Annotated in this window: 20 protein-coding genes; 16 read left to right on the top strand and 4 right to left on the bottom strand. The window is 51.0% G+C overall.

Annotation, left to right across the window (positions count from 1 at the left end; all coding sequences use genetic code 11):
* Window positions 1–17 precede the first annotated feature (17 nt).
* Entirely contained in the window at window positions 18–962 is a 945-nt protein-coding gene (locus ACMYR3_RS01875) for an MrcB family domain-containing protein (protein ID WP_424193976.1), read from the bottom strand.
* A gap of 300 nt (window positions 963–1,262) precedes the next feature.
* Between ACMYR3_RS01875 and ACMYR3_RS01870 the strand changes: the two genes are divergently transcribed.
* From ACMYR3_RS01870 to ispB, 11 genes are all read left to right on the top strand, one after another.
* Window positions 1,263–2,750, top strand: a complete 1,488-nt coding sequence (locus ACMYR3_RS01870; RefSeq protein ID WP_424193974.1) for an FAD-linked oxidase C-terminal domain-containing protein — start codon at window positions 1,263–1,265, stop codon at window positions 2,748–2,750.
* 8 nt (window positions 2,751–2,758) lie between these two features.
* Window positions 2,759–3,847 carry a glycolate oxidase subunit GlcE gene (glcE, locus tag ACMYR3_RS01865; protein ID WP_424193972.1) on the top strand — a complete coding sequence of 363 codons (1,089 nt, stop codon included), beginning with the start codon at window positions 2,759–2,761 and terminating at the stop codon, window positions 3,845–3,847.
* A 193-nt stretch (window positions 3,848–4,040) separates the two neighbouring features.
* Window positions 4,041–5,309, top strand: coding sequence for a glycolate oxidase subunit GlcF (glcF, locus tag ACMYR3_RS01860; RefSeq protein WP_424193970.1), 1,269 nt, complete (start codon window positions 4,041–4,043; stop codon window positions 5,307–5,309).
* A 378-nt stretch (window positions 5,310–5,687) separates the two neighbouring features.
* Entirely contained in the window at window positions 5,688–6,299 is a 612-nt protein-coding gene (locus ACMYR3_RS01855) for a ferritin-like domain-containing protein (protein ID WP_424193968.1), read from the top strand.
* 96 nt (window positions 6,300–6,395) lie between these two features.
* The gene (locus ACMYR3_RS01850; protein ID WP_424193966.1) at window positions 6,396–6,764 is read left to right on the top strand and encodes a c-type cytochrome; all 369 of its coding nucleotides are present in this window, start codon (window positions 6,396–6,398) and stop codon (window positions 6,762–6,764) included.
* Between the two features lie 157 nt (window positions 6,765–6,921).
* Window positions 6,922–8,421 (top strand): DUF4331 domain-containing protein, encoded by a 1,500-nt coding sequence (locus tag ACMYR3_RS01845; RefSeq protein ID WP_424193964.1) that lies wholly within the window; start codon window positions 6,922–6,924, stop codon window positions 8,419–8,421.
* A 17-nt stretch (window positions 8,422–8,438) separates the two neighbouring features.
* A complete protein-coding gene (locus ACMYR3_RS01840) occupies window positions 8,439–8,684 on the top strand; it encodes a hypothetical protein (RefSeq protein WP_424193962.1) in 246 nt (81 codons plus the stop codon).
* Between the two features lie 137 nt (window positions 8,685–8,821).
* The gene (locus ACMYR3_RS01835) at window positions 8,822–9,943 is read left to right on the top strand and encodes a tetratricopeptide repeat protein (protein ID WP_424193960.1); all 1,122 of its coding nucleotides are present in this window, start codon (window positions 8,822–8,824) and stop codon (window positions 9,941–9,943) included.
* An 86-nt stretch (window positions 9,944–10,029) separates the two neighbouring features.
* Window positions 10,030–11,154 (top strand): HupE/UreJ family protein, encoded by a 1,125-nt coding sequence (locus ACMYR3_RS01830; protein ID WP_424193958.1) that lies wholly within the window; start codon window positions 10,030–10,032, stop codon window positions 11,152–11,154.
* 33 nt (window positions 11,155–11,187) lie between these two features.
* Window positions 11,188–13,809: a TonB-dependent receptor domain-containing protein gene (locus ACMYR3_RS01825; RefSeq protein ID WP_424193956.1), complete on the top strand. Its 2,622-nt coding sequence runs from the start codon at window positions 11,188–11,190 to the stop codon at window positions 13,807–13,809.
* Between the two features lie 193 nt (window positions 13,810–14,002).
* Window positions 14,003–14,980, top strand: a complete 978-nt coding sequence (ispB, locus tag ACMYR3_RS01820) for an octaprenyl diphosphate synthase (protein WP_424193954.1) — start codon at window positions 14,003–14,005, stop codon at window positions 14,978–14,980.
* 51 nt (window positions 14,981–15,031) lie between these two features.
* Here ispB and ACMYR3_RS01815 read toward each other — a convergent pair whose 3' ends face one another.
* Genes ACMYR3_RS01815 through ACMYR3_RS01805 form a run of 3 tightly spaced genes read right to left on the bottom strand, consistent with a single transcriptional unit; the run spans window position 15,032 to window position 16,708 of the window.
* Entirely contained in the window at window positions 15,032–15,520 is a 489-nt protein-coding gene (locus tag ACMYR3_RS01815; protein WP_424193952.1) for an MgtC/SapB family protein, read from the bottom strand.
* Between the two features lie 54 nt (window positions 15,521–15,574).
* Window positions 15,575–16,192, bottom strand: coding sequence for a ParB-like protein (locus ACMYR3_RS01810; RefSeq protein ID WP_424193950.1), 618 nt, complete (start codon window positions 16,190–16,192; stop codon window positions 15,575–15,577).
* A gap of 48 nt (window positions 16,193–16,240) precedes the next feature.
* Entirely contained in the window at window positions 16,241–16,708 is a 468-nt protein-coding gene (locus ACMYR3_RS01805; RefSeq protein WP_424193948.1) for a DUF1348 family protein, read from the bottom strand.
* 126 nt (window positions 16,709–16,834) lie between these two features.
* Here ACMYR3_RS01805 and ACMYR3_RS01800 point away from each other — a divergent pair, with 126 nt between their 5' ends.
* The 5 genes from ACMYR3_RS01800 to ACMYR3_RS01780 all read left to right on the top strand — a co-directional run bounded on the left by ACMYR3_RS01800 (window position 16,835) and on the right by ACMYR3_RS01780 (window position 23,048).
* Window positions 16,835–17,431 (top strand): TetR/AcrR family transcriptional regulator, encoded by a 597-nt coding sequence (locus tag ACMYR3_RS01800; protein WP_424193946.1) that lies wholly within the window; start codon window positions 16,835–16,837, stop codon window positions 17,429–17,431.
* Between the two features lie 281 nt (window positions 17,432–17,712).
* Window positions 17,713–19,008, top strand: coding sequence for an HlyC/CorC family transporter (locus ACMYR3_RS01795; RefSeq protein WP_424193944.1), 1,296 nt, complete (start codon window positions 17,713–17,715; stop codon window positions 19,006–19,008).
* 143 nt (window positions 19,009–19,151) lie between these two features.
* A complete protein-coding gene (gene pilB, locus ACMYR3_RS01790) occupies window positions 19,152–20,897 on the top strand; it encodes a type IV-A pilus assembly ATPase PilB (RefSeq protein ID WP_424193942.1) in 1,746 nt (581 codons plus the stop codon).
* 22 nt (window positions 20,898–20,919) lie between these two features.
* The gene (locus tag ACMYR3_RS01785) at window positions 20,920–22,146 is read left to right on the top strand and encodes a type II secretion system F family protein (RefSeq protein WP_424193940.1); all 1,227 of its coding nucleotides are present in this window, start codon (window positions 20,920–20,922) and stop codon (window positions 22,144–22,146) included.
* A gap of 56 nt (window positions 22,147–22,202) precedes the next feature.
* Window positions 22,203–23,048, top strand: a complete 846-nt coding sequence (locus tag ACMYR3_RS01780; protein WP_424193939.1) for a prepilin peptidase — start codon at window positions 22,203–22,205, stop codon at window positions 23,046–23,048.
* Window position 23,049: the final 1 nt, after the last annotated feature.

Here is a 23,049-nt window from a genome sequence, read left to right as displayed (position 1 = left end):
AGACCAATTCTGCGACCTCACTTTATTACGTATTTTGCCCTGAATTCTTCGATTTTATTAACGAATTCAGTCTTATGGATCATTCGATGGCAATTTGAGCATAGAACAGTAAAATCATTTTTGGCATCCAAAGTTACTTTTTGATTTTTATAATTCGACAATGGAACTAAATGATGTGCCTCAATGAATTTTGCCCCAATTGAGCCATACTCTTTTTCAAAATCAAATCCACAAGCTTTACAAATATAGCCATGAATTTTTTTAGCTTGCAAAGCTAAACTCTTATTACGCTCTATTCGTTTATGCTCCCTTAGATTTCGTAAATCCTCCACTCCAATTCCCAGCTCATCCTCTTCAGCATCAACTTGCTCAAAAAGTTGCGACTCACTTGATGCAAGTGTCAGATATAAGTCCAAAAATCTTCTTAGATCTAAAAACAGGATTTCATCATTAGGTACGTTTACCCTGCTGTAGTAAATAGAGCAAATCGATCCATACTCATAAAGTGCTCCAAGACTGGAACTTGAAGATACTGACAGATCTATTTGACCGACCTCCAATCCCTCCAATTTATCCCCTAAGCGAGCGGCATAATCAGCGGCTTTCACGCGAAGGGCGTTCTTTGTGTCTTCACCGTATTGACTTCTGATTGAAGTCACACCTTGATTAAGGGATAAAAATACACCTTCGCAATTTTCCTTAACTAGATAGACTAAATAATAAGCATCTTGCGCACTTTCGGTTATCAATCTATCGAAGATAGCAATCCAAGGAACGCGAGCCCAGTTACCTTTTCCAGGACTACCTTCTATTAAATATCTTTCATTTAGACTACTTATCGATCGTATTTCTTTTGGAATATCCTCTCGGATTAGTGATGCCAATGGATTCTTTTTCAATTCCATTTTGGACTCTGAAAGATATTCTTCGAGAAGTAAAGTTAGTACAGCATGCAGCCCCATAGCATCAGCTCTTTACATAAAATTTCAATAGCACAATTTATAGCATCCATATATTTCTAATAGCGAAGTATTGAAAAATAAGTACCTGCAGCTCCAATTGGTCAGACCACCCCGCCCTACCCAGTCCCCACTCCTATACTGTTTGCCTGCACGAATCACCCTGCTGTCAGCCTGACCTTGCTGATTTGTACATGACGAGACGATAAAAATTGACTATGCTGGACAAAAGCTGCCGGTTGTCGCAACAACTTGCCATCTACGCTTTTAACCAGTACTGCTGCTGCCCTAAGGAAACCTGCCATGTCGACACCCCTTGCCAATGCCCGGTTGCAAGCGCGCCGGGATGAGATTTTGCCGGCTTTGCACGCGATATTGCCGCCCTACTGTATTTTGCATGCGCCTGAAGAAGTGCGCCCTTATGAGTGCGACGGTCTGGCGATGTTGCGGGCGCTACCCTTAGTGGTGCTGCTGCCAGAAACCGAAGCCCAGGTGGCCGCGGTTTTACAGTTGTGCAGCAAACTGAGTTTGCCGATTGTGCCGCGCGGTGCGGGCACTTCCTTATCGGGTGGTGCAACGCCCAACGCCGAAGGCATTGTGCTGAGTCTGGCACGCATGAATCAGATTATTAAAGTAGACGCTTATAGCCGCACGGCCATTGTGCAGCCGGGTGTGCGCAATCTGGCCATCAGCGAAGCGGCGGCACCTTATGGCATGTATTACGCGCCGGATCCATCGAGCCAGATTGCCTGCACGATCGGCGGCAATGTGTCTGAAAACTCGGGTGGCGTGCATTGTTTAAAGTATGGCCTGACGGTGCATAACGTGTTGCGGATTCGTGGCTTGACCAGTGCTGGCGAAGTAGTGGAGTACGGTAGTGAAGCACTGGATGCGCCCGGGCTGGACTTGCTGGCGGTAATGATTGGCAGCGAAGGCATGTTGAGCATTGTGACCGAGGTCACCGTCAAGCTGATTCCCAAGCCCCAGGTGGCGCGTTGCCTGATGGCGAGTTTTGCCGATGTGGCAGTGGCCGGTGAAGCTGTGGCCGCCCTGATTGCAGCGGGGATTATTCCGGCCGGCCTGGAGATGATGGATCAGGCCGCAACAGTGATGGTAGAGCCATTTGCCAAGGCCGGTTACGACCTCAATGCGGCGGCAATTTTGTTGTGTGAGTCCGACGGTACACCTGAAGAAGTGGCCGAAGAAATTGCGCATATGGAAGCGGTGTTGAGCAGTGCCGGTGCCACGCGTTTGCAGGTCTCACAAAGTGAAACCGAGCGACTGGTATTTTGGGCCGGGCGTAAAAATGCCTTTCCTGCTGCAGGGCGCGTATCGCCTGATTATTACTGCATGGATGGCACCATTCCACGCAAACGGCTGGGCGAAATGCTGACCGCCATCAGCCAGATGGAAGTGAAATATCAATTACGTTGTCCCAATGTGTTTCATGCTGGTGATGGCAATTTGCATCCGCTGATTTTGTTTGATGCCAATGATCCCGATTCATTACATCGGGCCGAGGCATTTGGTGCTGAAATTTTGGAGTTGTCGGTCAAGCTGGGCGGCACGGTGACGGGCGAACATGGCGTGGGTCTGGAAAAGCTCAATCAAATGTGTGTGCAGTTTAATGATGATGAACGCGCCGCATTTTTTGCCGTCAAGCGTGCCTTTGATCCGGCTGGCATTCTGAATCCTGAAAAGGGTATTCCTTCGCTGCATCGTTGTGCCGAATACGGCAAACAGCATGTGCATGGCGGACAACTGCCATTTGCCGAACTGGAACGTTTTTAATGACGATCATGACCCAACCTTCCATTGAACTCAAAGACCTGCTTGCGCAAGTTGAGGCAGCGATTAGCCAACGCACACCCTTGCGCATTCAGGGTGGCAACAGCAAACACTGGTATGGTGAAGTAACGCAAGCGGCCACGAGCGTGCTGGATGCCTCTGCCTATCATGGTGTGCTTGACTATGAACCGAGCGAGCTGGTGATCACCGCGCGTTGTGGCACGCCACTACAAGAAATTGAAAATTTACTGGCGCAGCGCGGCCAGATGCTGGCATTTGAACCACCGCGGTTTGCTACCAATTCCACCATTGGTGGCGTGGTGGCAGCGGGCTTGTCCGGCCCACGCCGCGCCACGGCAGGCGCGGTACGTGACTTTATGTTGGGTGCACGCTTGATCAACGGCCTAGGGCAAGACTTGCGCTTTGGCGGCACCGTCATGAAAAACGTGGCGGGCTATGATGTCAGCCGCTTGCTGGCTGGCTCGCTCGGCACATTGGGTTTGATTAGCGAAGTCTCGGTCAAGGTCTTGCCGGTGCCCACCCAGGAAAAAACACTGAGCTTTAGCCTTAAGCAGGCGCAAGCACTCCAGCAGCTCAATGAATGGGCAGGCTTGCCCTTGCCGATATCCGCATCGAGCTGGATGGATGGACAGCTCCATGTTCGCCTGTCGGGTGCGCAGGCAGCGGTTGCCAGTGCGCAAACCCGTCTAGGTGGCGAACTGCTCGACAAGACCGCCGCACAACAACACTGGCAGCAATTGCGCGATCAGCAACATGATTTTTTTAAACAGGATGGCCATTTATGGCGTTTGAGTTTGCCGTCCACTGCGCCTGCGCTGTCACTTGATGGCACTTTATTGATTGAATGGGGTGGTGCACAGCGCTGGCTGTTTAGCAATGCACAAGCCGAGCAAATCCGTGCGGTGGCACAACAGCTTGGTGGCCATGCCACGCTTTATTTTGCGGCCGCCAACAATCTGATGAACGCCAATACGCAACGCTTTACGCCCCTGTCGGCCAATTTGCTAAAAATTCATCAACGGCTCAAACAGGAGTTTGATCCCCATGGTATTTTTAATCCGGGACGATTAATCGTTTAAAAGGGATTTACCACAAAGACACAAAGTACACCAAGCAAAGCCGGATGGTTGTGATGTCGATTGACCAGCTGGCATTCAAGCAACGACTAACTGGCTCTTGCCACTATAAAATCAAGCCAATGAATCTTGGTGTACTTTGTGTCTTTGTGGTAAAGAATTTAATTTTTGAATATCAGTCATCTACAACACACACATGCAAACCGAACTCGCCGAACAGTACCGCCATACGCCCGAAGGCCAGGAAGCTGAAGCCATTTTGCGACGTTGTGTGCATTGTGGCTTTTGTACCGCGACCTGCCCGACTTACCAGATTTTGGGTGATGAGCTGGATGGGCCACGCGGACGTATTTATCAGATCAAGCAGGTGCTCGAAGGTCAACCGGCCACAGCTACCACACAGTTGCATCTGGATCGTTGCCTGACCTGTCGCAATTGCGAAACCACTTGCCCCAGTGGTGTTGAATATGGCCGCCTGATTGATATTGGCCGCAAGCTGGTGGATGAACAGGTGCCCCGCTCATTGGTGCAAGGCGCAGTGCGTGGCGCTTTAAAGGTTGGACTGACTTCCTCGTTATTTGGTCCAGCCTTCAAGCTGGGGCAGATGGTGCGGCCACTCTTGCCAGGTGTACTCAAAAATAAAGTACCGGCCTCTACGCCGGCCTTGCATCACAGCACCCGGCCTTTACCCGCAGTGACGGGCAATCGCAAAGTCATCATGCTGGCCGGTTGTGTGCAGCCTGCCATGCAGCCCAATATCAATGTGGCCACGCAACGCGTCTTGCAAACCCTTGGCATTGCGGTACAAGTGGCCGCTGAAGCCGGTTGCTGTGGCGCGATTCGTCATCACCTGAACGACCATGAAGGTGCGCTGCAACAAGCGCGTCATAATGTCGATGCCTGGTGGCCATTGGTGCAAGCCGGTGCCGAGGCGATCATCATGAATGCCTCTGGTTGCGGCAGCATGGTCAAGGATTATGCGCATCTGTTGCGCCATGAGGCCGCTTACGCCGAGAAGGCGAGCCGCATCAGCAGCCTTACTCAAGACCTGGCCGAATTTTTACCAACGCTGGGCTCAGCCATTCATCAACGCATTGCGCAGTTGGGCAACACCGGCAAAGTGCCGCAAGCCACCGGTCTGCAACGGCTCACTTATCACCCACCCTGCACCTTGCAACATGGCCAGCAGGTGCGCGGCAATGTTGAAATTTTAATGCGCGAATTGGGCTTTACCGTCAGCCTGCCCGCCGACAGCCATTTATGTTGCGGCTCGGCTGGCACCTATTCGGTCTTGCAGTCCGAACTGGCGACCAATCTGCGTGATCGCAAGCTCGCCAACATCGCCCCCACCGAGCCACAAATGATTGTCTCAGCCAATATCGGCTGTATCACCCATCTGCAATCCGGCACCCATGTGCCGGTGCGGCATTGGATTGAAGTGCTGGATCTGGCTTTATCAGTCTGACTCATTAACTCACATACTCCAATAGAGTAAAAAATATCAATCAATAAAAACGCACTTAATAAGCCAATAATAGACATTACTACTACCTAGTATGCTGTTTTTGGCGATTTTTAAGTACGTTCAAAAGGGTTTTCAGAAGGCTTTGAAAACCCTTTTTTACGCCTTCAGCAGAGCGCTTTTCTCAAAAAGCGTTAAAACAGCCTGATCGTCAAAACCAATGAATTGATGACTCATTGCCAATTTGGCACTGTGAATCGCATGATTAAAAAATGCCTTCACAAAGATTTTTGAATCCAAATGAAATTTGTGCGCGTATTGAGAGTCAGCAGGCCACACAGTGTGTGCCGCGACCAACCCTCAACTCATTTGGAGAAGATCATGTCCAACGAATCAATCATCATCAACCCAATCAATCAGTCAATCAACAACCAACGCCGTCGCCTGTTTGGCCAGGGCAGCAAGCTGGCGTTATCCGCTTCTGCCATTGCCCTACTAGCGGGCAATAGCAAACTGGCTTTGGCCGCCGATAGTGGTGCCATGGCAGGTGATGTCGCCATTCTCAACGTTGCCCTGGGTCTGGAACACGAAGCCATTAACGCCTACACACTGGGCGCAAAAAGTGGCTTGCTGCAAAAAGGGCCACTCGATGTGGCCGTGCTGTTTCAAAGCCATCACAAAGGTCATCGCGATGCACTGATTGCCACCATTGAAAAAATGGGCGGCAAACCGGTTGCCGAAAAATCATTGGATGATTACGCCAAAGCCTTGAAAGCGGATACATTGAAAAATCAAACTGACATATTGATGCTCGCTGCCAAGCTGGAACTGGGTGCCACCAATGCCTATCTGTCAGTAATCCCATCCTTCAAAAACGCTGAGTTGGCCAAAGTAGCTGGTCGTCTGGCGGCTGACGAAACCTCTCACTGGACAGCATTGCAAGGTGCACTCGGCCTGCCATTGCCAGCCATGCCGTTGAGCTTTGGTGCTTGACTGAAATATTGATTTTTCAATAAAAAAGTTGTTTCTGCGGCCTGACTCCAGGATGGATCAGGCTGTTTTAATTTGAAGTTATTCAAGGAGATCGCCATGCGCGCGCTACCCATGATGATGCTTGAAATACTAATGACATTGAATCCCGCCTACGCCCAGTCCGGGGCTGACGTCATTCAGGGTGCCGCACTGTATGAATCGCGCTGCATTGCCTGCCATTCGGTCGATGTCAATCGGGTCGGGCCGATGCATCAAGGTGTAGTAGGCCGCAAGGCGGGTAGCGTACCAGACTATGCGTATTCCGATGCATTGAAAAAATCTTCGGTGATATGGAACGAACAAACATTGGATCAATGGTTAAAAAATCCTGAAGCGTTCATTCCAGGGCAGATGATGGGTGTTTCGGTCAGCAATGCCGAAGATCGCAAGGCTTTGATCAGCTATCTCAAATCAATATCCCATTAACAAAATGCTACCAATCATGAATCGGCCATTGCCTACAAAAAAATTATAAAAAATTGAATCCAGCATGACATGCTCTTCGTAATGATGATAACCGGGCCAACTTGTGACCGGTCAGGCCAAACCGTCAATCGGCATCATCAACCAATATGGAGTCATCATGAGCACACCCTTATTTCAACCCAACAGGCAGTTGTTAAGCTGTCTGATTCCACTGGCGCTTGCGGCTGGTGTTGTCACACAGCCAGCAATGGCTTCCAGCCACCGCGAAGCACCATTCATCACCACGCAGCCCAAGGTCGATGGCACCGATTTTTATATGTTTCGCAGCTATGAACCAGGCCGTGAAGGCTTTGTCACCTTGATTGCCAACTATCTGCCACTACAAGATGCCTATGGTGGTCCCAACTATTTTTCGCTTGATGATAGTGCGCTGTACGAGATTCATATCGACAATAATGGCGATGCCAAAGAAGACATCACCTTTCAGTTCCGTTTTAAAAATACCCTCAAGGATATTTCTTTACCTATCAATGGCAAGAATGTGGCGATCCCATTGGTTCAGGTTGGTGCCATTTCCGGCATTAACCCTGGCACTCAAAATTTGAAGGAAACCTATGGCATCACCATGATCAAGGGTGATCGTCGCAGCGGTAGCAAAAGTACCCTGACCAATGCCAATGGTGGCGCCAGTGAATTCATCAAACCACTGGACAATATTGGTGAAAAAACTTTTGGTGCAGGCAATGCTTACGCCACTTATGCCAACCAATTTATTTATAACGTCAACATCCCCAATTGTGGCACTGGCAGAGTGTTTGTGGGACAACGCAAAGACCCGTTCAATGTAGCACTTGGTCGTATTTTTGACTTGTTGGACTTCAACCCAATCGGCCCCGCCGATGGCAACAAGAATCAGATCGATGACAAGAACATCACCTCACTGGCCATGGAAGTACCAATTGCCTGCCTGACCACAGGTGGCGATACGGTGATTGGTGGCTGGACCACGGCCAGCATGCGTCAAGGCCGCTTGCTCAATCCAACACCGGCAGCAGGCTATAGCAAAACCGCATTGCAGGGTGGTGCCTGGACTCAGGTTTCACGCCTTGGTATTCCGCTGGTCAACGAACTGGTGATTGGTTTGAAAGATAAAGATCGTTTCAATGGCTCCAAGCCGAGTGATGATGGTCAGTTTATTGATTATGTGACCAATCCGACCCTGCCTACTATTATTCAGACCTTATTCCCATCGGCACCCGCTCCGACCAAGTTTCCACGGCAGGATCTGGTCACCGCTTTCCTGACTGGCGTACCCGGACTGAATCAACCTAAAAATGTGAAAGGCTCGGAAATGTTGCGCCTCAACACGGCAACCCCTGTAGTCGCCAAAGGCGCGCAGAAAAATCTGGGCGTACTGGCCAATGATGCAGCGGGCTTTCCTAACGGTCGTCGTCCGGGCGATGATGCTGCCGATATTGAATTGCGCGTGGCCATGGGCGTGCTCTGTACCCTGAACAATCCAACTGCCTTTGGTTGTGTGGCCGCCGATGCACCTGCCGGTAGCGCACCATTCACTGATGGCGCAACCGTCAGTGATGCCGACTTTGAAGGCAGCTTCCCTTACCTCAAAGCGCCTAATCCCGGCACCCCTGACTAATCGACAAGGAGCACTTCATGCGACATCTTTTACCGTATGGCTTACCAGTGGCCTTGTTGATTTCACTGGCAGCCTGTGGCAGTGGCAGCAGCATCCCACCGGCCGCACAAGCTGACCCTCAAGCCGCAGCATCAGCATCATCCGAAGGCTTTGTGACGTACGTCACCGGTCTGGTAGCCAGTCTGATGGATGACATTGAACCGCAAGATGTGAGCAAAATCACTCCCAAGGAGTCCGATGATACCGAGGCCAAAAGCCTCTAAACCGTAGCAAGTGTCATCAAGCAACCAGGCCAATCGGCCTGGTTCATCAAGGGGGAAACATCATGCGTTGCTGCCACAGGCTTCTGCAAAAAAATAAGCATTCCAGGCCAGCCATCCATGGCTTAATTTGTGCCAGTATGTTGTTATTGCTTGGTACTTGTCATGCTGCCTTGTTTACCCCACAAGATGACAATGTCATTGTTGAAAAACTGGTCGACACACCGATTGGCAATGAGCGTAGCGAAATTCGCTCGTTGCAACAACAAATTATTCAGCAACCCAATAATCATCAACTGGCCAGTCATCTGGCGCAACGTTATATCGAGCTGTCGCGCCGTTACGGTGATCCGCGTTATTTAGGTTATGCGCAAGCGGCAGTCAAGCCATGGTGGTCACAAGATATGCCACCTGCCGACGTCTTATTGATACGTGCCACCATCCAGCAAAGCCAGCATGCGTTTGAAGCTTCATTGCAAGATCTGGACAAACTGACTCGCAGCCAGCCAGACAATCCACAACTCTGGTTGACCCGTGCCACCATTCATCAGGTACAAGGTCAATACCCATTGGCACGCCAGGAATGTGCGCGACTGCTGTTGTTGGCACCGGGATTGATTGCGCAAGCCTGCATGGCAGAAACCAATAGCCTGTCTGGCCAAACAACCTTTACGCAATTGGAACAGGCTTACCGCAGCACCCAAGAAGCTGATAGCAAGGGCTGGGTTGCCTCGATTCTGGCGGATATGGCCGAGCGCCTGGGTAACGAGGACGCCGCCAACCGCTATCATCAAGAAGCGGTTGCACTCAATCAGGATGCTTTCAGCAAAGCCGCTTATGCCGACTGGCTACTGGCCAGGCAACAAGCAGAACCCGTGATGCAATTATTGAAGCAGGAGGTTCGCAATGATGGCTTATTGTTGCGATTGGCGCTGGCACAAAATCAGTTAAAGCTGCCGCAAGCCAAGCAGAGCATTCTGCTTTTACAAGCACGGATTGATGACGCCCATTTGCGCGGCGATATTACCCATCAACGTGAAGCGGCGCGCTTTTATTTAGAACTTAAACATGACCAGCAAACTGCCTTGCAGTTGGCCCAATCCAATTGGCAACAACAAAAAGAACCCGCCGATGTCTGCATTCTTTTGCAAACGGCGAGTGCTGCTAAAGATCAGCCAACCATAGCGCAGGTTCACGTCTTTCTTCAACAGACCGGCTTAAAGGATCAACGCCTTGAGCAATATTGCCAGGGGTCGTCATGATCACCACCAATGCCTTATTACCTTTGGCTCAATGCCAAACTATTAACTGCCTTAAGGTCAGTGTCAAACTAGTGCAATGGCTATGCATGGCATTCACTATCACGCTACTGGCCTTGACAACACCAGCACAAGCTCACAAGGCCAGCGACAGTTACCTCAGTGTCACGACCCATCAGCAACAACTTGCCGTACGCTGGGACATTGCCTTGCGCGACCTGGATAACGCGCTCGGGCTGGATCGTAATGACGACCGGCAGATCAGCTGGGGCGAGGTGCGCAACCAGTTTTCACAAATTGATGCCTATGCGCTGGCACGTTTGACGATCAAGGCCAATGCGGATAATTGCATACCAGGCCAAGCCACCCATGCACTGGACACGCATAGTGATGGCACCTATTACGTCATGCAATTGGCCATGCAATGTCCAGCGGCTTTCAAGACATTGACACTTGATTACCGCTTGTTCAGTGATATTGACCCGACCCATCGGGGCATTCTGCGCATTCAACATCAGGGTAGGGATAGCCCTGTGGTGCTGGATCCAAATCAGGCGGCACAGATCATCCACCTTGAACAAAGTGCAGGCAGCAGTAATTGGCACGCACTGAGGCAATTTATCTGGGAAGGCATGACCCATATCTGGGCAGGCTATGATCATCTGGCCTTTTTGTTTGCCCTGCTCCTACCCAGCGTGCTGCTACGCAAGGATGGTGGCTGGCAAGCTGTCACCCACAAAATGACGGCCTTGCGCGATATTGCCAGCGTGGTGACGGCCTTTACCTGTGCCCACTCCATTACCCTGGCGCTGGCTTATCTGGACGTGGTGACATTGCCTTCGCGTTGGGTTGAATCGGCGATTGCGCTGACGGTGATTCTGGCCGCACTCAATAATCTCTTTCCTGTAGTGTTACGCCGACAGTGGCTAGTTGCTTTCCTATTTGGTCTGATACATGGCTTTGGCTTTGCCAGTGCCTTGAAAGATGGGGCGCCGTCCACCGCTTCCTTACTGGTTTCATTACTCGGATTCAACCTCGGTGTGGAGCTGGGTCAATTGCTGGTCGTTGCTGCCGTATTGCCTTTGATCCTGCTCTTGCGCAATGTGCACGCCTATGCACGTTACATCATGCCCGCCCTGTCATCGGCACTCGGCCTGTTTGGTTTGATCTGGCTGACCGAACGAGTCTTTGATTTGCGCATCATTGGTATCTAACTTGCATCACTCTGGCAAATAACAGGAGACATCATGAAGAACAATAATATGGTGCAACGCGATATATTGCCTGCTTCTATCTGGCTACTCTATCCCGTTGTCATTGCCTTGCTCAGTTTGTACTTATTTAGTCATCATAGCGTCAGCCTGCTTGCAGGTATCCTGCATCCCTGGCAAGGCTTGGATCATTTACTTGCCATGGTGGCAGTGGGCATCTGGGCTTGCCAGCAAGGCGGCAAGGCACGCTGGATTTTACCAATCAGTTTTTCAGCCAGCGCCTTTCTGGCCTGTGCCTTGGGTGCAGGCTGGAGCAACCCGCAATTGCCACTGCTTGAATATGCTGTTGCAGCATCGGCAGTGGTTTTGGCTGTGCTGTGCCTGAAACAGAGCAGGACAACTATCGCACGCGCTGCAACACTTGTCGCATTATTTGGGGCATTGCATGGCTATGTACATGGGCTGGAAATACCGCTTGAATCGCATGCCAATCCTTTACCCTTTATGGCTGGATTAGGCCTATCGACACTGGCCTTGCACCTGATTGGCGTATTACTCGGCAGCGCGATTCAATCACGCTGGATGACCTGGCGCATGTTGGCACAATCGATCAGTGGATCGATCTTGTTGCACCCGGCTATGGCACAAACTCAGGATATTCAACTCGCTCATGCGGCACATACCGAAACCTTGCCCGAAGTACAGGTTAAAGGTCACTATGACAACGCGGTCGGGACATCGGATGCCGCCTCGCAAGGCGTGATTCAGTCGTCGTTGCTGCAAAGCCGTCCGGCACTGCGTCCGGGCGAAGTGCTGGAATTTGTACCGGGCATGATCGTCACGCAGCACTCCGGGGATGGCAAGGCCAATCAATATTTTTTACGCGGTTTCAATCTGGATCATGGCACCGACTTTGCCACTTCAGTCAATGGTATCCCGGTCAATCTGCCCACTCATGCACACGGCCATGGCTATACCGACCTCAATTTTCTGATGCCAGAACTGGTCGATCGGATCGAGTATCGCAAAGGCCCTTACTTTGCTGAGAATGGCGACTTTTCTTCTGCAGGATCAGCACGGATTGCCTATCGCAATCGCCTTGACCAGAACATGGCGCAAATCACATTGGGTGCCCATGGTTATCGCCGTGGTCTGGTAGCCGGTAGTGCCCATCTTGAGAATGGTGATTATCTGCTTGGTGCATTGGAAGGTGCCAGCAACAACGGCCCCTGGGATAACGCCGAAAATCTGCGCAAGCTCAATGGCCTGGTGACTTACTCACGCGGCAGCAAGGCCAATGGTTTTGATGTATCGGCAATGGCTTATCAATCACATTGGGATTCAACCGATCAAGTACCATTGCGGGCGGTTGAGTCGGGACAGATCGGTCGTTTTGATGCAATCGATAAAAGTGATGGCGGCAATACCGCACGTTATAGTCTGTCTGGTAACTGGCGTCAGGCATTGGAGGATGGCCGGGTGGAAATATCTGCCTACGCCATGTCTTATCGTCTTAATTTATATTCAAATTTCACTTATTTTCTGGATCATCCTGACACCGGTGACCAGTTTGAACAAAGTGATCGACGCAAGGTCTTTGGCATCAATGCCAAGCGGGTCTGGATTGGTACATTGGCTGGTCTGCCAAGCAGCACCGAAGTCGGCCTGCAAACCCGTCATGATCGGATTCAGGTGGGGCTCTTTGATACCACTGAACGAGTACGTACTGCCACCACGCGCGATGATGCAGTGCGCCAAACCAGTCTGTCGGCCTATGTGGAAAACAGCCTGAGCTTTTCGGATACCTTTCGTACTGTTGCCGGTGTACGTGCTGACCATTACCGCTTTAACGTCAACGGATTATTGGCCTACAATAATGGCAGCTCACAGGCCACGCAATACTCGCCAAAGTTGTCGCTGATCTTTGGGCCATTTGCCCGCACTGAGTATTTCATCAACTATGGCCGCGGCTTTCATAGCAATGATGCGCGTGGCACCCTGACCCGGGTTGATCCCAAAACCGGCGACGCGGCCACGCCCGTGCCCGGACTGGTGGCCAGCAAGGGTTTTGAGTTGGGCGTGCGTACCGAAGCCATTCCCCATCTGCAAAGCTCACTCGCTTTGTGGCAATTAGATATTGGTTCCGAACTGGTCTTTGTGGGCGATGCCGGCAGCACTGAAGCCAGCCGCCCAAGCCGCCGCCAAGGGATTGAATGGAACAACCGCTACACCCCCATGCCGTGGTTGCTGTTTGATGCTGATCTGGCCTGGTCACGTGCCCGCTTCAGAGATAATGATCCGACTGGCCCCTATATTCCTGGTGCCGTATCACGAGTCGCATCAATCGCAGCAACCATCCGTGATATCGGCCCATGGTCAGGCAGTCTGCAATGGCGTTATTTAGGCCGTCGCCCCTTGATTGAGGATGGCAGTGCACAAGGACAGGCTTCGCTGTCAACCAATCTGCGCATTGCTTATCAATGGCAACCCAACCTCGCCTTGACACTGGATGTCTTTAATCTCTTCAATCGAAAAATCAATGATATTGAGTATTTCTACGACTCGCAGTTAAAAGGCGAGACAGCCCCTGTCGCCGACTACCACGTGCATCCGGCTGAACCGCGTACCGCTCGCTTGACCATGCGCTATCAGTTTTAATGCTATTCCCATCCTTTGCAATGAAGGATGGGAATGTCCCAATTCAATTCAAAGGCACATTGGCATTTTGGTTAACCAGTCATGAAGTGATCATTTGTTTTTTGTATCAGCATTCTTTTTTTGCGCCTGACAACACTCTCAGCAGCCTGATTCATGCGAATAATCTATAATCGCGCCAAATAGATTTCGTCCCATGACTGCTACTGCACAAAACTCACTCCTCACCCGTATCGCGCCTGACATGCAGGCGGTCGATCTGGTCATCAAGCAAAGCCTGTTGTCCGAAGTTGCACTCATCAACACGATTGGTGACTACATCGTGGCGGCTGGTGGTAAACGGCTGCGTCCGGCACTGCTGGTACTGTTTGCCAGAGCGCTGGGCTATACCGGCAAGTATCATCATCAACTGGCCGCCGTGGTTGAGTTCATCCATACCGCAACGTTGTTACATGATGACGTGGTCGATGAATCGGCACTGCGTCGTGGTCGCCAGACTGCCAACGCCATGTTTGGTAATGCGGCCAGTGTGCTGGTGGGTGACTTTTTGTATTCGCGTGCCTTTCAGATGATGGTGCGGGTTGACAATATGCGTGTCATGCAGATTTTGTCCAATGCGACCAATGTGATTGCCGAAGGCGAAGTCCTGCAGTTACTCAATATGCACGACCCTGACATCACGGAAGAAGCTTACTTCACCGTGATTTTATACAAGACGGCAGAATTGTTTGAAGCCGCCGCGCGATTAGGTGCCGTGATTGCCCAAGCCACACCTGAACAGGAAGAAGCTGCGGCCGGTTTTGGCCGTCATCTGGGCATTGCCTTTCAGTTGATTGATGATGTGCTGGACTACAACGGCAATAGCGAAGAGATGGGCAAGAATGCCGGTGATGACTTGCGTGAAGGCAAGATGACCTTGCCGCTGATTCATGTATTAAGCCAGGGCACTGCCGCAGAACAGGATTTGATTCGTGCCGCGGTTAAAGATGGTAATAGCGAACAGTTTGAAGCCATTTTTGCCGCCATCCAGCGTTGTAGCTCACTCGACTATACCCGTGAACGAGCCCGCCAGGAAGCACAGCAAGCAGCCAACCTGCTCCAGCACTTTCCAGCGACACCGTTCTGCGACACACTTGGAGAACTTTGCCGGTTTGCGGTAGATCGCTCGGCTTAGGTTTAATTGTTTAAATTGAATTAAACCAGTTCAAGCGACAATGCTTGAACCTCACTGGTCTTCCTGCTCACTCGGTACTTCCGATTCTTGGCTGATGCCCATCAAGGTACCCGTCATGCGTTCGACTCTGCCACCAAAAACCAGCACCAGCAAAATCATCAGCAAGGCAGTGCTGCCCAAGGCATATTCACCTGAACCAAACGTCGCACCCAACAAGGCACAAGCCCAGACACTGGCTGCCGTGGTGAGTCCATGAATACGCCTGGAATTACCTTCATGAATGATGACGCCCGCCCCCAAAAAACCAATACCGGTCAATAAACCCTGGACTACACGACTACTTGCCTCAACATCTGCGGCAGGCATAGAAGCAATCAGCAGCATGGCTAAGGCCGCACCAATCGCCACTAGCGAATGGGTACGAATCCCTGCCGACTTATGATGCAGCCAGCGATTCAAGCCCAAGACCACACCCACCAGCAAGGCCATGCCCAGGCGGAACAGTAAATCCCATGAAAAACTCAAATGAGTGGTGAACATGATGAGTGAGTCCTTGTAGTCTTTGTAGTCCTTTTACTCCTCTTAATCCGCTGCTCAGGCTTCGGGTTTGCCGACCCAACCGGGCAAGTAGCTTGCCTCGATATGCTTGGCGAGATCACAAGCCTGTTCCAAAACGGCGTTAGGCGATTTTTTGACGAGTTTTTTAGAGAGTCGGGCCCGAAAGTAATCGGCCCAGAGAAACTCGCTGAATGGCGTAATGTCTTTGGCAAAGGCACCGGCCATTCTGGCCAGGCCCGCCAGACTGCGATAAGGGTCATCCTCCAGATCGGCCACGTTGGTAGGCAGTCTGGCAAAAACCATCCGCTCACCATTCTGGTCATAAGGATGCACCCATTGATGAAACTCCATGACCCGCCAGAAGGTCGGCAAGTCCAGCCATGACAGGTCTTTGAGCACCGTCAGTTGCACGCTGGTTTGCCCTTCCAGATGCAAAGCCATGCCCAGATGATGATGATCAACAATGTAATAGCGCTGAGCCGGGCCGATGACACTGGGAAACCAGTGACTATTGATCAATAGCTTACGCTCTTTTTTACCTAGCGCCTGCCATTGTGCCCGCTTTTGTGCCACCTCCAGAAAACCGATAGTGGCCTGGGTCGGCATCAGTTCGTTGAGATTGGCTGAAATGACGTGATGATGCAGTGGTCGCACAGATTGGCTCCTTGAAATGGCTTATGCCATAGGATACGCCAAGCTGCCTTACATGCCCAGCTCGCTTAATCCCGAATGATCATCGGGGCGCCGTCCGAGTGGCCAGAAAAACTGGCGATCAGCGGCCTTGATGGGCATATCGTTGATGCTGGCAAAACGACGCATCATCAGACCATACTCATTGAATTCCCAGTTTTCATTGCCATAGCTGCGATACCAATGGCCGGAATCATCATGCCATTCATAGGCAAAACGCACCGCAATCCGATTGTCCGAGTGGGCCCAAAGTTCTTTGATCAAACGGTAATCCAGCTCCTTGGCCCACTTGCGCTGCAGGAACTCACGCACTTGCGCACGACCTACCGGAAATTCGGCCCGATTGCGCCAGCGCGTGTCTTCGGTATACACCATCGCCACGCGATCGGGATCACGAGAATTCCAGGCATCCTCGGCCATCCGCACTTTTTGGGTGGCCGATTCCAGGGTAAATGGTGGCAGGGGTGGTTTTTGTTCCATGGTCAATCCTTCAAGGGTGCATCACAAGGGGATCATCAATGCGCTGCATGATACGCACAGATGTAGACAGGTCTGTCTACCATTACAGTCTATCCGACGTAGACAGATCTGTCTACAATAGCCAACATGACCGCTCACACAGACATCAATCCACACCACCTGACATCAGCCCCGAGCACCCGCGAACGCATTGTGCTGGCCGCGCATGATCTGTTTTATCAGGAAGGCATTCGTGCCACCGGCGTTGACCGCATCATTGCCCAGGCTGGCGTAACCAAGGTAACGTTTTATCGCCATTTTCCGAGCAAACATGATTTGATTCTGGCTTTTCTGGCCCATCGCCATGAGCGCTGGATTGCCTGGTTTGCCAATGCCCTGCAACGCTATGGCAAGCAGGTCAAATACAAAGGGATCAAGGCGTTGCTACCGACGCTCAATGAATGGTTTACCGATGACCGTTTTCGCGGCTGCGCCTTTATCAATAGTGCCACCGAGCTGGGCGGCACACTGCCCGATGTGTTGACCATCACGCAACAACACAAAGACGACATGATTGGCCTGATTGCCAAGCTGCTGCCCGAATCAGCCGCACAACAAGAACGCGCCTTTGCCATTGCCCTGGCGGTGGATGGTGCGATTGTGCGGGCCCAATGTGATGCCAAACCGGAGGCTGCCCTGCAAGGTTTGGCAAGCATCATCAATGCCTTTGAATCAGGCAACTGAGCGCCAATATATCCCGATTCCAATGGACATGAACCCCTTCTGCACCCTGAATCAGGAGCCGCTATCCAGCCCACTCATCAGACAGATGGGTCTTGTGAACAGTGCATCGGATCAACAAATAGATATAGGGGGTATTTTTTAACAATCAATAAATACGCACATAAGACAATAAAATATTGTCATACCACCTGGTAGTATCATATATTTTATCGTTTTGATGCCTATATTTATAATGGCTTGTCTGTTATAGTTGGCGCTCTTCTCATCACTCCCTGACCAGCTTGGACGCCATACCATTATGGGCGCAATTGATTGCGCTTTTCCTTCTCCTGCTTTGCTCCGGTTTTTTCTCGATTTCCGAAACCGCGCTGATGGCACTGAATCGCCATCGAACCCGTCATCTGGCCGCCAAAGGGCACCGCGGCGCTAAACTCACTTTATGGTTACTTGGTCGCGTAGACCGCATGCTCGGCATGATCCTGATTGGCAACACACTGATCAACGCCGGCGTCACCGCACTGGTCACCGCACTGGCCATCAATTATTTCGGCAATAACGAGTCCGTGATTTCCATCGCCACCGCCGTGGTCGCATTTTTGATCATTGTCTTTTCGGAAATCACGCCCAAAGTAATCGGCGCCGCCTATCCTGAAAAGATTGCACTGCCGGCCAGCTTTGTCTTGAAGCCATTGCTCACGTTGATGTCACCCCTGGTCTGGTTTACCAATCTGTTTGTCAATGGCCTGCTCAAACTGATGCGCATCAACCCGCAAAATGCCGCTGCCGAGCAACGTGTTTCGCCAGAAGAGCTGCGCTCCATGGTCTTGGAAGCCGGTAACTTCATCCCCACCAAGCACCGCAGCATTTTGCTGAATCTGTTTGACCTGGAAAGTGTGTCGGTCGATGATGTGATGACACCCCGTGCGCAGATAGAAGGCATTAACCTGGCACTGCCCATCGAAGCCATCCTGCACGACCTGGAAACCTGCTATCACAACAAACTGCTGGTCTATGAAGGCGAGATTGATAATGTCGCGGGAATCTTACATGTGCGCAAAACTCTGAGCCTGCTGCAAGAAGCCGAACCCAGCCACGCAGCGTTGCGCGAACTGTTGACCGAACCCAATTACATTCCCAGTGGCAACAAGGTTTTCCAGCAGCTCCAGTATTTTCAGGAAAGCCGTCAGCGCACGGGACTGGTTGTCAATGAATACGGCGAAATTCAGGGCCTGGTAACCCTGGAAGACATCATTGAGGAAATGATTGGTGAATTTACCACCAGCATTCCCACCGGCGACAGCCATGAAGCCAGCTGGGATGAAAAAGGTGAAAAACTGCTGGAAGGCACGACCCAATTGCGTGATCTGAATCGGAAGTTGGGCCTCGACTTTCCTGTTGATGGCCCCAAGACACTCAATGGCCTGATATTGGAGCATTTGCAGGAATTGCCTGAGTCCGCTGTTTCAGTTCGCCTGGCAGGTTGTGTGATTGAAGTGGTACAAATTCAGAATCAGTCGATCAAGATGGTAAAGCTGTTTCGGCCAAACAATTTAGCCGATAATTCATCATCAAATTGACCTTGATTGCGTCACACACGGAAATATTTAACAGATTCGAAGAGATCATCGGTTACTAATTGTTGGTATCCTTTACAAAGCCGAAACTGGGTTGCAATATCGGCTATTAATGTGTATCAGATTGTTTTTATAAAGTTGACATTATGGCCGCTGTCGCACCTTCCAGCTTTGCTCCACCGACGAACTTCAATCTCGCCATGACCGGACTTGGTCAGGCGCTGGTTCAGGCTGGGCAGCTCAAATCCGAGCAGCTGGAAGTGATCATGCGCAAGGCCGTCGAAAACAAGAGTCAGCTGATTGAAGAAATACTTGCCAGTAAAGTCATTACCGCTGCCGCACTGGCCAAATTTGCGGCTGATACCTTTGGCTTTCCACTGGTTGATCTGGCACTGGTTCACCCGGATCATTTAGTCAAAGATGTCATTGATCTCAAACTGGTCGCCAATCTGAAGGTGCTGGCACTGGGCAAACGCGGCAACCGGCTCTCGGTGGCCATTGCCGACCCGACCAATCTGCAGGCATTGGATCGCATCAAGTTTCAGACCGAGCTATTGATTGATCCGGTCATTGTCGAATACGACAAGATTTCTCAAATGGTCGGCGGCCTGACTGAGTCTGCCGCCACCAAGATCAATAACTTGATTGGTGATGACTTCGACTTTGATGAAGAACCCGTCGATGCTGCAGGTGATGCCGCCGCGCTTGATGCGCAGGCCGAAGTCGACGATGCACCGGTCGTTAAATTTCTGCAAAAAATCCTGCATGATGCGATCAATCGTGGCGCATCCGATTTGCACTTTGAACCTTATGAAAAATTCTTCCGCATCCGCTTTCGAGTCGATGGCGTGATGGAAGAAGTCGCCCAACCACCACTGGCCATCAAAGACAAGTTGTGTTCCCGCATCAAGGTCATTTCCAAACTGGATATTTCCGAAAAGCGGGTACCGCAGGATGGTCGCATGAAATTGCTGGTCAGCAAAAATAAAGCGATTGATTTCCGGGTCTCCAGCCTGCCAACCCTGCATGGCGAAAAAATTGTGATGCGGATTTTGGATCCATCCCAAGCCACACTGGGTATTGATGCGCTGGGCTATGAACCCGAAGAAAAAAAACTGTTGATGGACGCCATTCAGCGGCCTTACGGCATGGTACTCGTGACCGGCCCGACTGGTTCGGGCAAAACCGTTTCACTCTATACCTGCCTGAATATTCTCAACCAGCCCGGCATCAATATTTCAACAGCAGAAGATCCATGCGAGATTAACTTGCCTGGCGTGAATCAGGTTAACGTCAATGACAAGGCCGGACTGACATTTGCAGCAGCTTTGAAAGCATTCTTGCGGCAAGATCCAGACATCATCATGGTGGGTGAGATTCGCGATCTGGAAACCGCCGATATTTCAATCAAGGCAGCGCAAACCGGTCACATGGTATTTTCGACCTTGCACACCAACGACGCGCCAACCACCCTGACACGGATGATGAATATGGGCATTGCCCCATTCAATATTGCCTCATCAGTCATCTTGATTACCGCACAACGTCTGGCTCGTCGCCTTTGCCCACACTGCAAGCAGGAACATGAAGTCCCTGATGAAACCTTGCTGGATGCCGGCTTCAAGGAAGACGACATTGACGGTAGCTGGAAGCTTTATAAGCCCGTCGGCTGTGACCGTTGCAATAACGGCTATAAGGGCCGAGTTGGTATTTATCAGGTGATGCCAATCTCAGAAGAAATACAACGCATTATTTTGAACCAGGGCAACGCGATGGAGATTGCCCAGCAAGCCAAACTGGAAGGCGTTCGCTCTTTGCGCGAATCCGGTCTGGTTAAAGTGAAACAGGGTTTGACTTCCCTTGAAGAAGTTCTTGGCTGTACCAATGCATAACTAAAAATAAACAGGAGAATCCATGGCGACGCGACTCGCAAGTACTGGTCCACAAGTCAAAGAACTGATCTTCGAATGGGAAGGCAAGGATCGCAATGGCAAACTCATCAAAGGTGAAATGCGCGCCCAGGGTGAAGCTGTTGTGTCGGCCACCTTGCGTCGTCAAGGCATTACCGTCAGTAAAGTTAAAAAACGTCGTCTGTCACGTGGCAAAAAAGTCACCGATAAAGACATCGCCATGTTTACCCGTCAGCTGGCTACGATGATGCGTGCTGGCGTGCCTTTGCTGCAGTCCTTTGACATTGTGGCCAAAGGACATGCCAACCCCAGCGTGACACGTCTGCTCAATGACATTCGCGGCGACATCGAATCCGGTAGCAGTCTGGCACAGGCCTTCCGCAAATATCCCCTCTACTTTGATGCGCTCTACTGTAATCTGGTTGCTGCTGGCGAACAGGCTGGTATTTTGGAGTCTCTGCTCGAACGTCTGGCCATGTACAAGGAAAAGTCGCTGGCCTTGAAAAGCAAGATCAAATCTGCCCTGTTTTATCCAGTTTCAATTTTGGTCGTGGCATTCGTTGTCACCGCCGTGATCATGATTTTTGTAGTACCGGCTTTTAAAGACATCTTCAAAACCTTTGGTGCAGATCTGCCAGCACCAACATTGGTCGTGATGGCCATCTCGGAATTTTTTGTTGCCAACTGGTATTTGATTTTTGGTGGCCTATTTGGCGGGTTTTACTTCTTTTTCCAAGCACTGCGGCGCTCTGAGAAAATGCAAGCTTTCATGGATCGCAGCATACTCAAATTACCGGTTGTGGGCGATCTGCTCAGAAAAGCGGCAATTGCCCGCTGGACCCGAACTTTGGCCACCATGTTTGCAGCTGGTGTGCCCTTGGTGGAAGCACTGGATTCAGTAGCTGGTGCGGCAGGCAATTATGTTTATAAAATGGCCACCAAAGAAATTCAACAGGACGTCAGCATCGGTACCAGTCTGACCAACTCCATGCAATCAGTCGGTGTTTTTCCCAGCATGGTGACGCAGATGGTAGCCATTGGCGAAGAATCTGGTGCCTTGGATCACATGCTCAGTAAAGTCGCCGAGTTTTATGAACAGGAAGTGGACGACGCCGTTGATGCCATGTCCAGCCTGATGGAACCATTGATCATGGTGGTTCTGGGTACCCTGATTGGCGGGATTGTCGTGGCCATGTATTTACCGATCTTCAAACTCGGTCAAGCGGTTTAATTTCAGCCACACGCTTTTCAACAGGCGGGGATTCCCCGCCTTTTTTATCGACTGCCATGAATTATTTTGCTGATTTACCTCTCTGGTTCAATATTGCCCTAGCCACTTTGCTGGGTCTGCTGGTTGGCAGCTTTCTCAATGTGGTGATTCACCGCTTGCCCATCATGATGGAGCAAACCTGGCGCAAGGAACTGGCGGAAATGAACGAGCAAACTGTTGAAGAAGGCACTTACAACCTGATCACACCGCGTTCAGCCTGCCCTCAATGCGGGCATCAGATCACTGCGCTGGAAAATATCCCGGTCATCAGCTGGCTACTTCTTAAAGGTAAATGCAGCGGTTGCGGCACGCCGATTTCAAAACGCTATCCGGCGATTGAACTGTTGACAGGCATATTGGCAGGTCTGCTGATCGCCTGGTTTGGTCCTACTCTGCAAGGCGCTGCCGCGCTGGTTCTGTTATTTTTTCTGGTACCGCTCACCTTTATTGACGCTGACACCCAGCTGCTGCCCGACGATCTGACTTTACCCTTATTGTGGGCCGGTTTGCTATTCAACCTGAATGGCACCTTTGCCGCTCTCAATGATGCCGTGATTGGCGCAGTGGCTGGCTATCTCATTCTTTGGTCGATCTATTGGGCGTTCAAGCTGCTGACCGGCAAAGAGGGTATGGGCTATGGTGACTTTAAGCTGTTAGCCGCATTGGGTGCCTGGATGGGCTGGCAAATGCTGCCCATCATCTTGCTGTTATCGTCCGTCGTCGGTGTCGTCATTGGTCTTTCGCAAATTGCCATGAGCCGTATGGATAAAGGCCAAACCATGCCGTTTGGTCCCTACTTATGCTGTGCGGGTCTGGTTGCCCTGTTGATTGGCAACCGAATTTACGGATTACTCGGGTTTTAGC

This window comes from Ampullimonas aquatilis, from assembly GCF_049675895.1.
GTDB lineage: Bacteria > Pseudomonadota > Gammaproteobacteria > Burkholderiales > Burkholderiaceae_D > Ampullimonas > Ampullimonas aquatilis.
The sequence above is the reverse complement of the archived record's forward strand: the minus strand, read 5'-3'. Positions and strand labels throughout refer to the sequence as shown.

Bases quoted from the DNA above. Each gene is read 5' to 3' on its own strand.
- ACMYR3_RS01875 (WP_424193976.1), bottom strand. From the start codon at position 962: ATGGGGCTGCATGCTGTACTAACTTTACTTCTCGAAGAATATCTTTCA.
- ACMYR3_RS01870 (WP_424193974.1), top strand. From the start codon at position 1,263: ATGTCGACACCCCTTGCCAATGCCCGGTTGCAAGCGCGCCGGGATGAG.
- glcE (WP_424193972.1), top strand. From the start codon at position 2,759: ATGACCCAACCTTCCATTGAACTCAAAGACCTGCTTGCGCAAGTTGAG.
- glcF (WP_424193970.1), top strand. From the start codon at position 4,041: ATGCAAACCGAACTCGCCGAACAGTACCGCCATACGCCCGAAGGCCAG.
- ACMYR3_RS01855 (WP_424193968.1), top strand. From the start codon at position 5,688: ATGTCCAACGAATCAATCATCATCAACCCAATCAATCAGTCAATCAAC.
- ACMYR3_RS01850 (WP_424193966.1), top strand. From the start codon at position 6,396: ATGCGCGCGCTACCCATGATGATGCTTGAAATACTAATGACATTGAAT.
- ACMYR3_RS01845 (WP_424193964.1), top strand. From the start codon at position 6,922: ATGAGCACACCCTTATTTCAACCCAACAGGCAGTTGTTAAGCTGTCTG.
- ACMYR3_RS01840 (WP_424193962.1), top strand. From the start codon at position 8,439: ATGCGACATCTTTTACCGTATGGCTTACCAGTGGCCTTGTTGATTTCA.
- ACMYR3_RS01835 (WP_424193960.1), top strand. From the start codon at position 8,822: ATGTTGTTATTGCTTGGTACTTGTCATGCTGCCTTGTTTACCCCACAA.
- ACMYR3_RS01830 (WP_424193958.1), top strand. From the start codon at position 10,030: ATGGCATTCACTATCACGCTACTGGCCTTGACAACACCAGCACAAGCT.
- ACMYR3_RS01825 (WP_424193956.1), top strand. From the start codon at position 11,188: ATGAAGAACAATAATATGGTGCAACGCGATATATTGCCTGCTTCTATC.
- ispB (WP_424193954.1), top strand. From the start codon at position 14,003: ATGACTGCTACTGCACAAAACTCACTCCTCACCCGTATCGCGCCTGAC.
- ACMYR3_RS01815 (WP_424193952.1), bottom strand. From the start codon at position 15,520: ATGTTCACCACTCATTTGAGTTTTTCATGGGATTTACTGTTCCGCCTG.
- ACMYR3_RS01805 (WP_424193948.1), bottom strand. From the start codon at position 16,708: ATGGAACAAAAACCACCCCTGCCACCATTTACCCTGGAATCGGCCACC.
- ACMYR3_RS01800 (WP_424193946.1), top strand. From the start codon at position 16,835: ATGACCGCTCACACAGACATCAATCCACACCACCTGACATCAGCCCCG.
- pilB (WP_424193942.1), top strand. From the start codon at position 19,152: ATGGCCGCTGTCGCACCTTCCAGCTTTGCTCCACCGACGAACTTCAAT.
- ACMYR3_RS01785 (WP_424193940.1), top strand. From the start codon at position 20,920: ATGGCGACGCGACTCGCAAGTACTGGTCCACAAGTCAAAGAACTGATC.
- ACMYR3_RS01780 (WP_424193939.1), top strand. From the start codon at position 22,203: ATGAATTATTTTGCTGATTTACCTCTCTGGTTCAATATTGCCCTAGCC.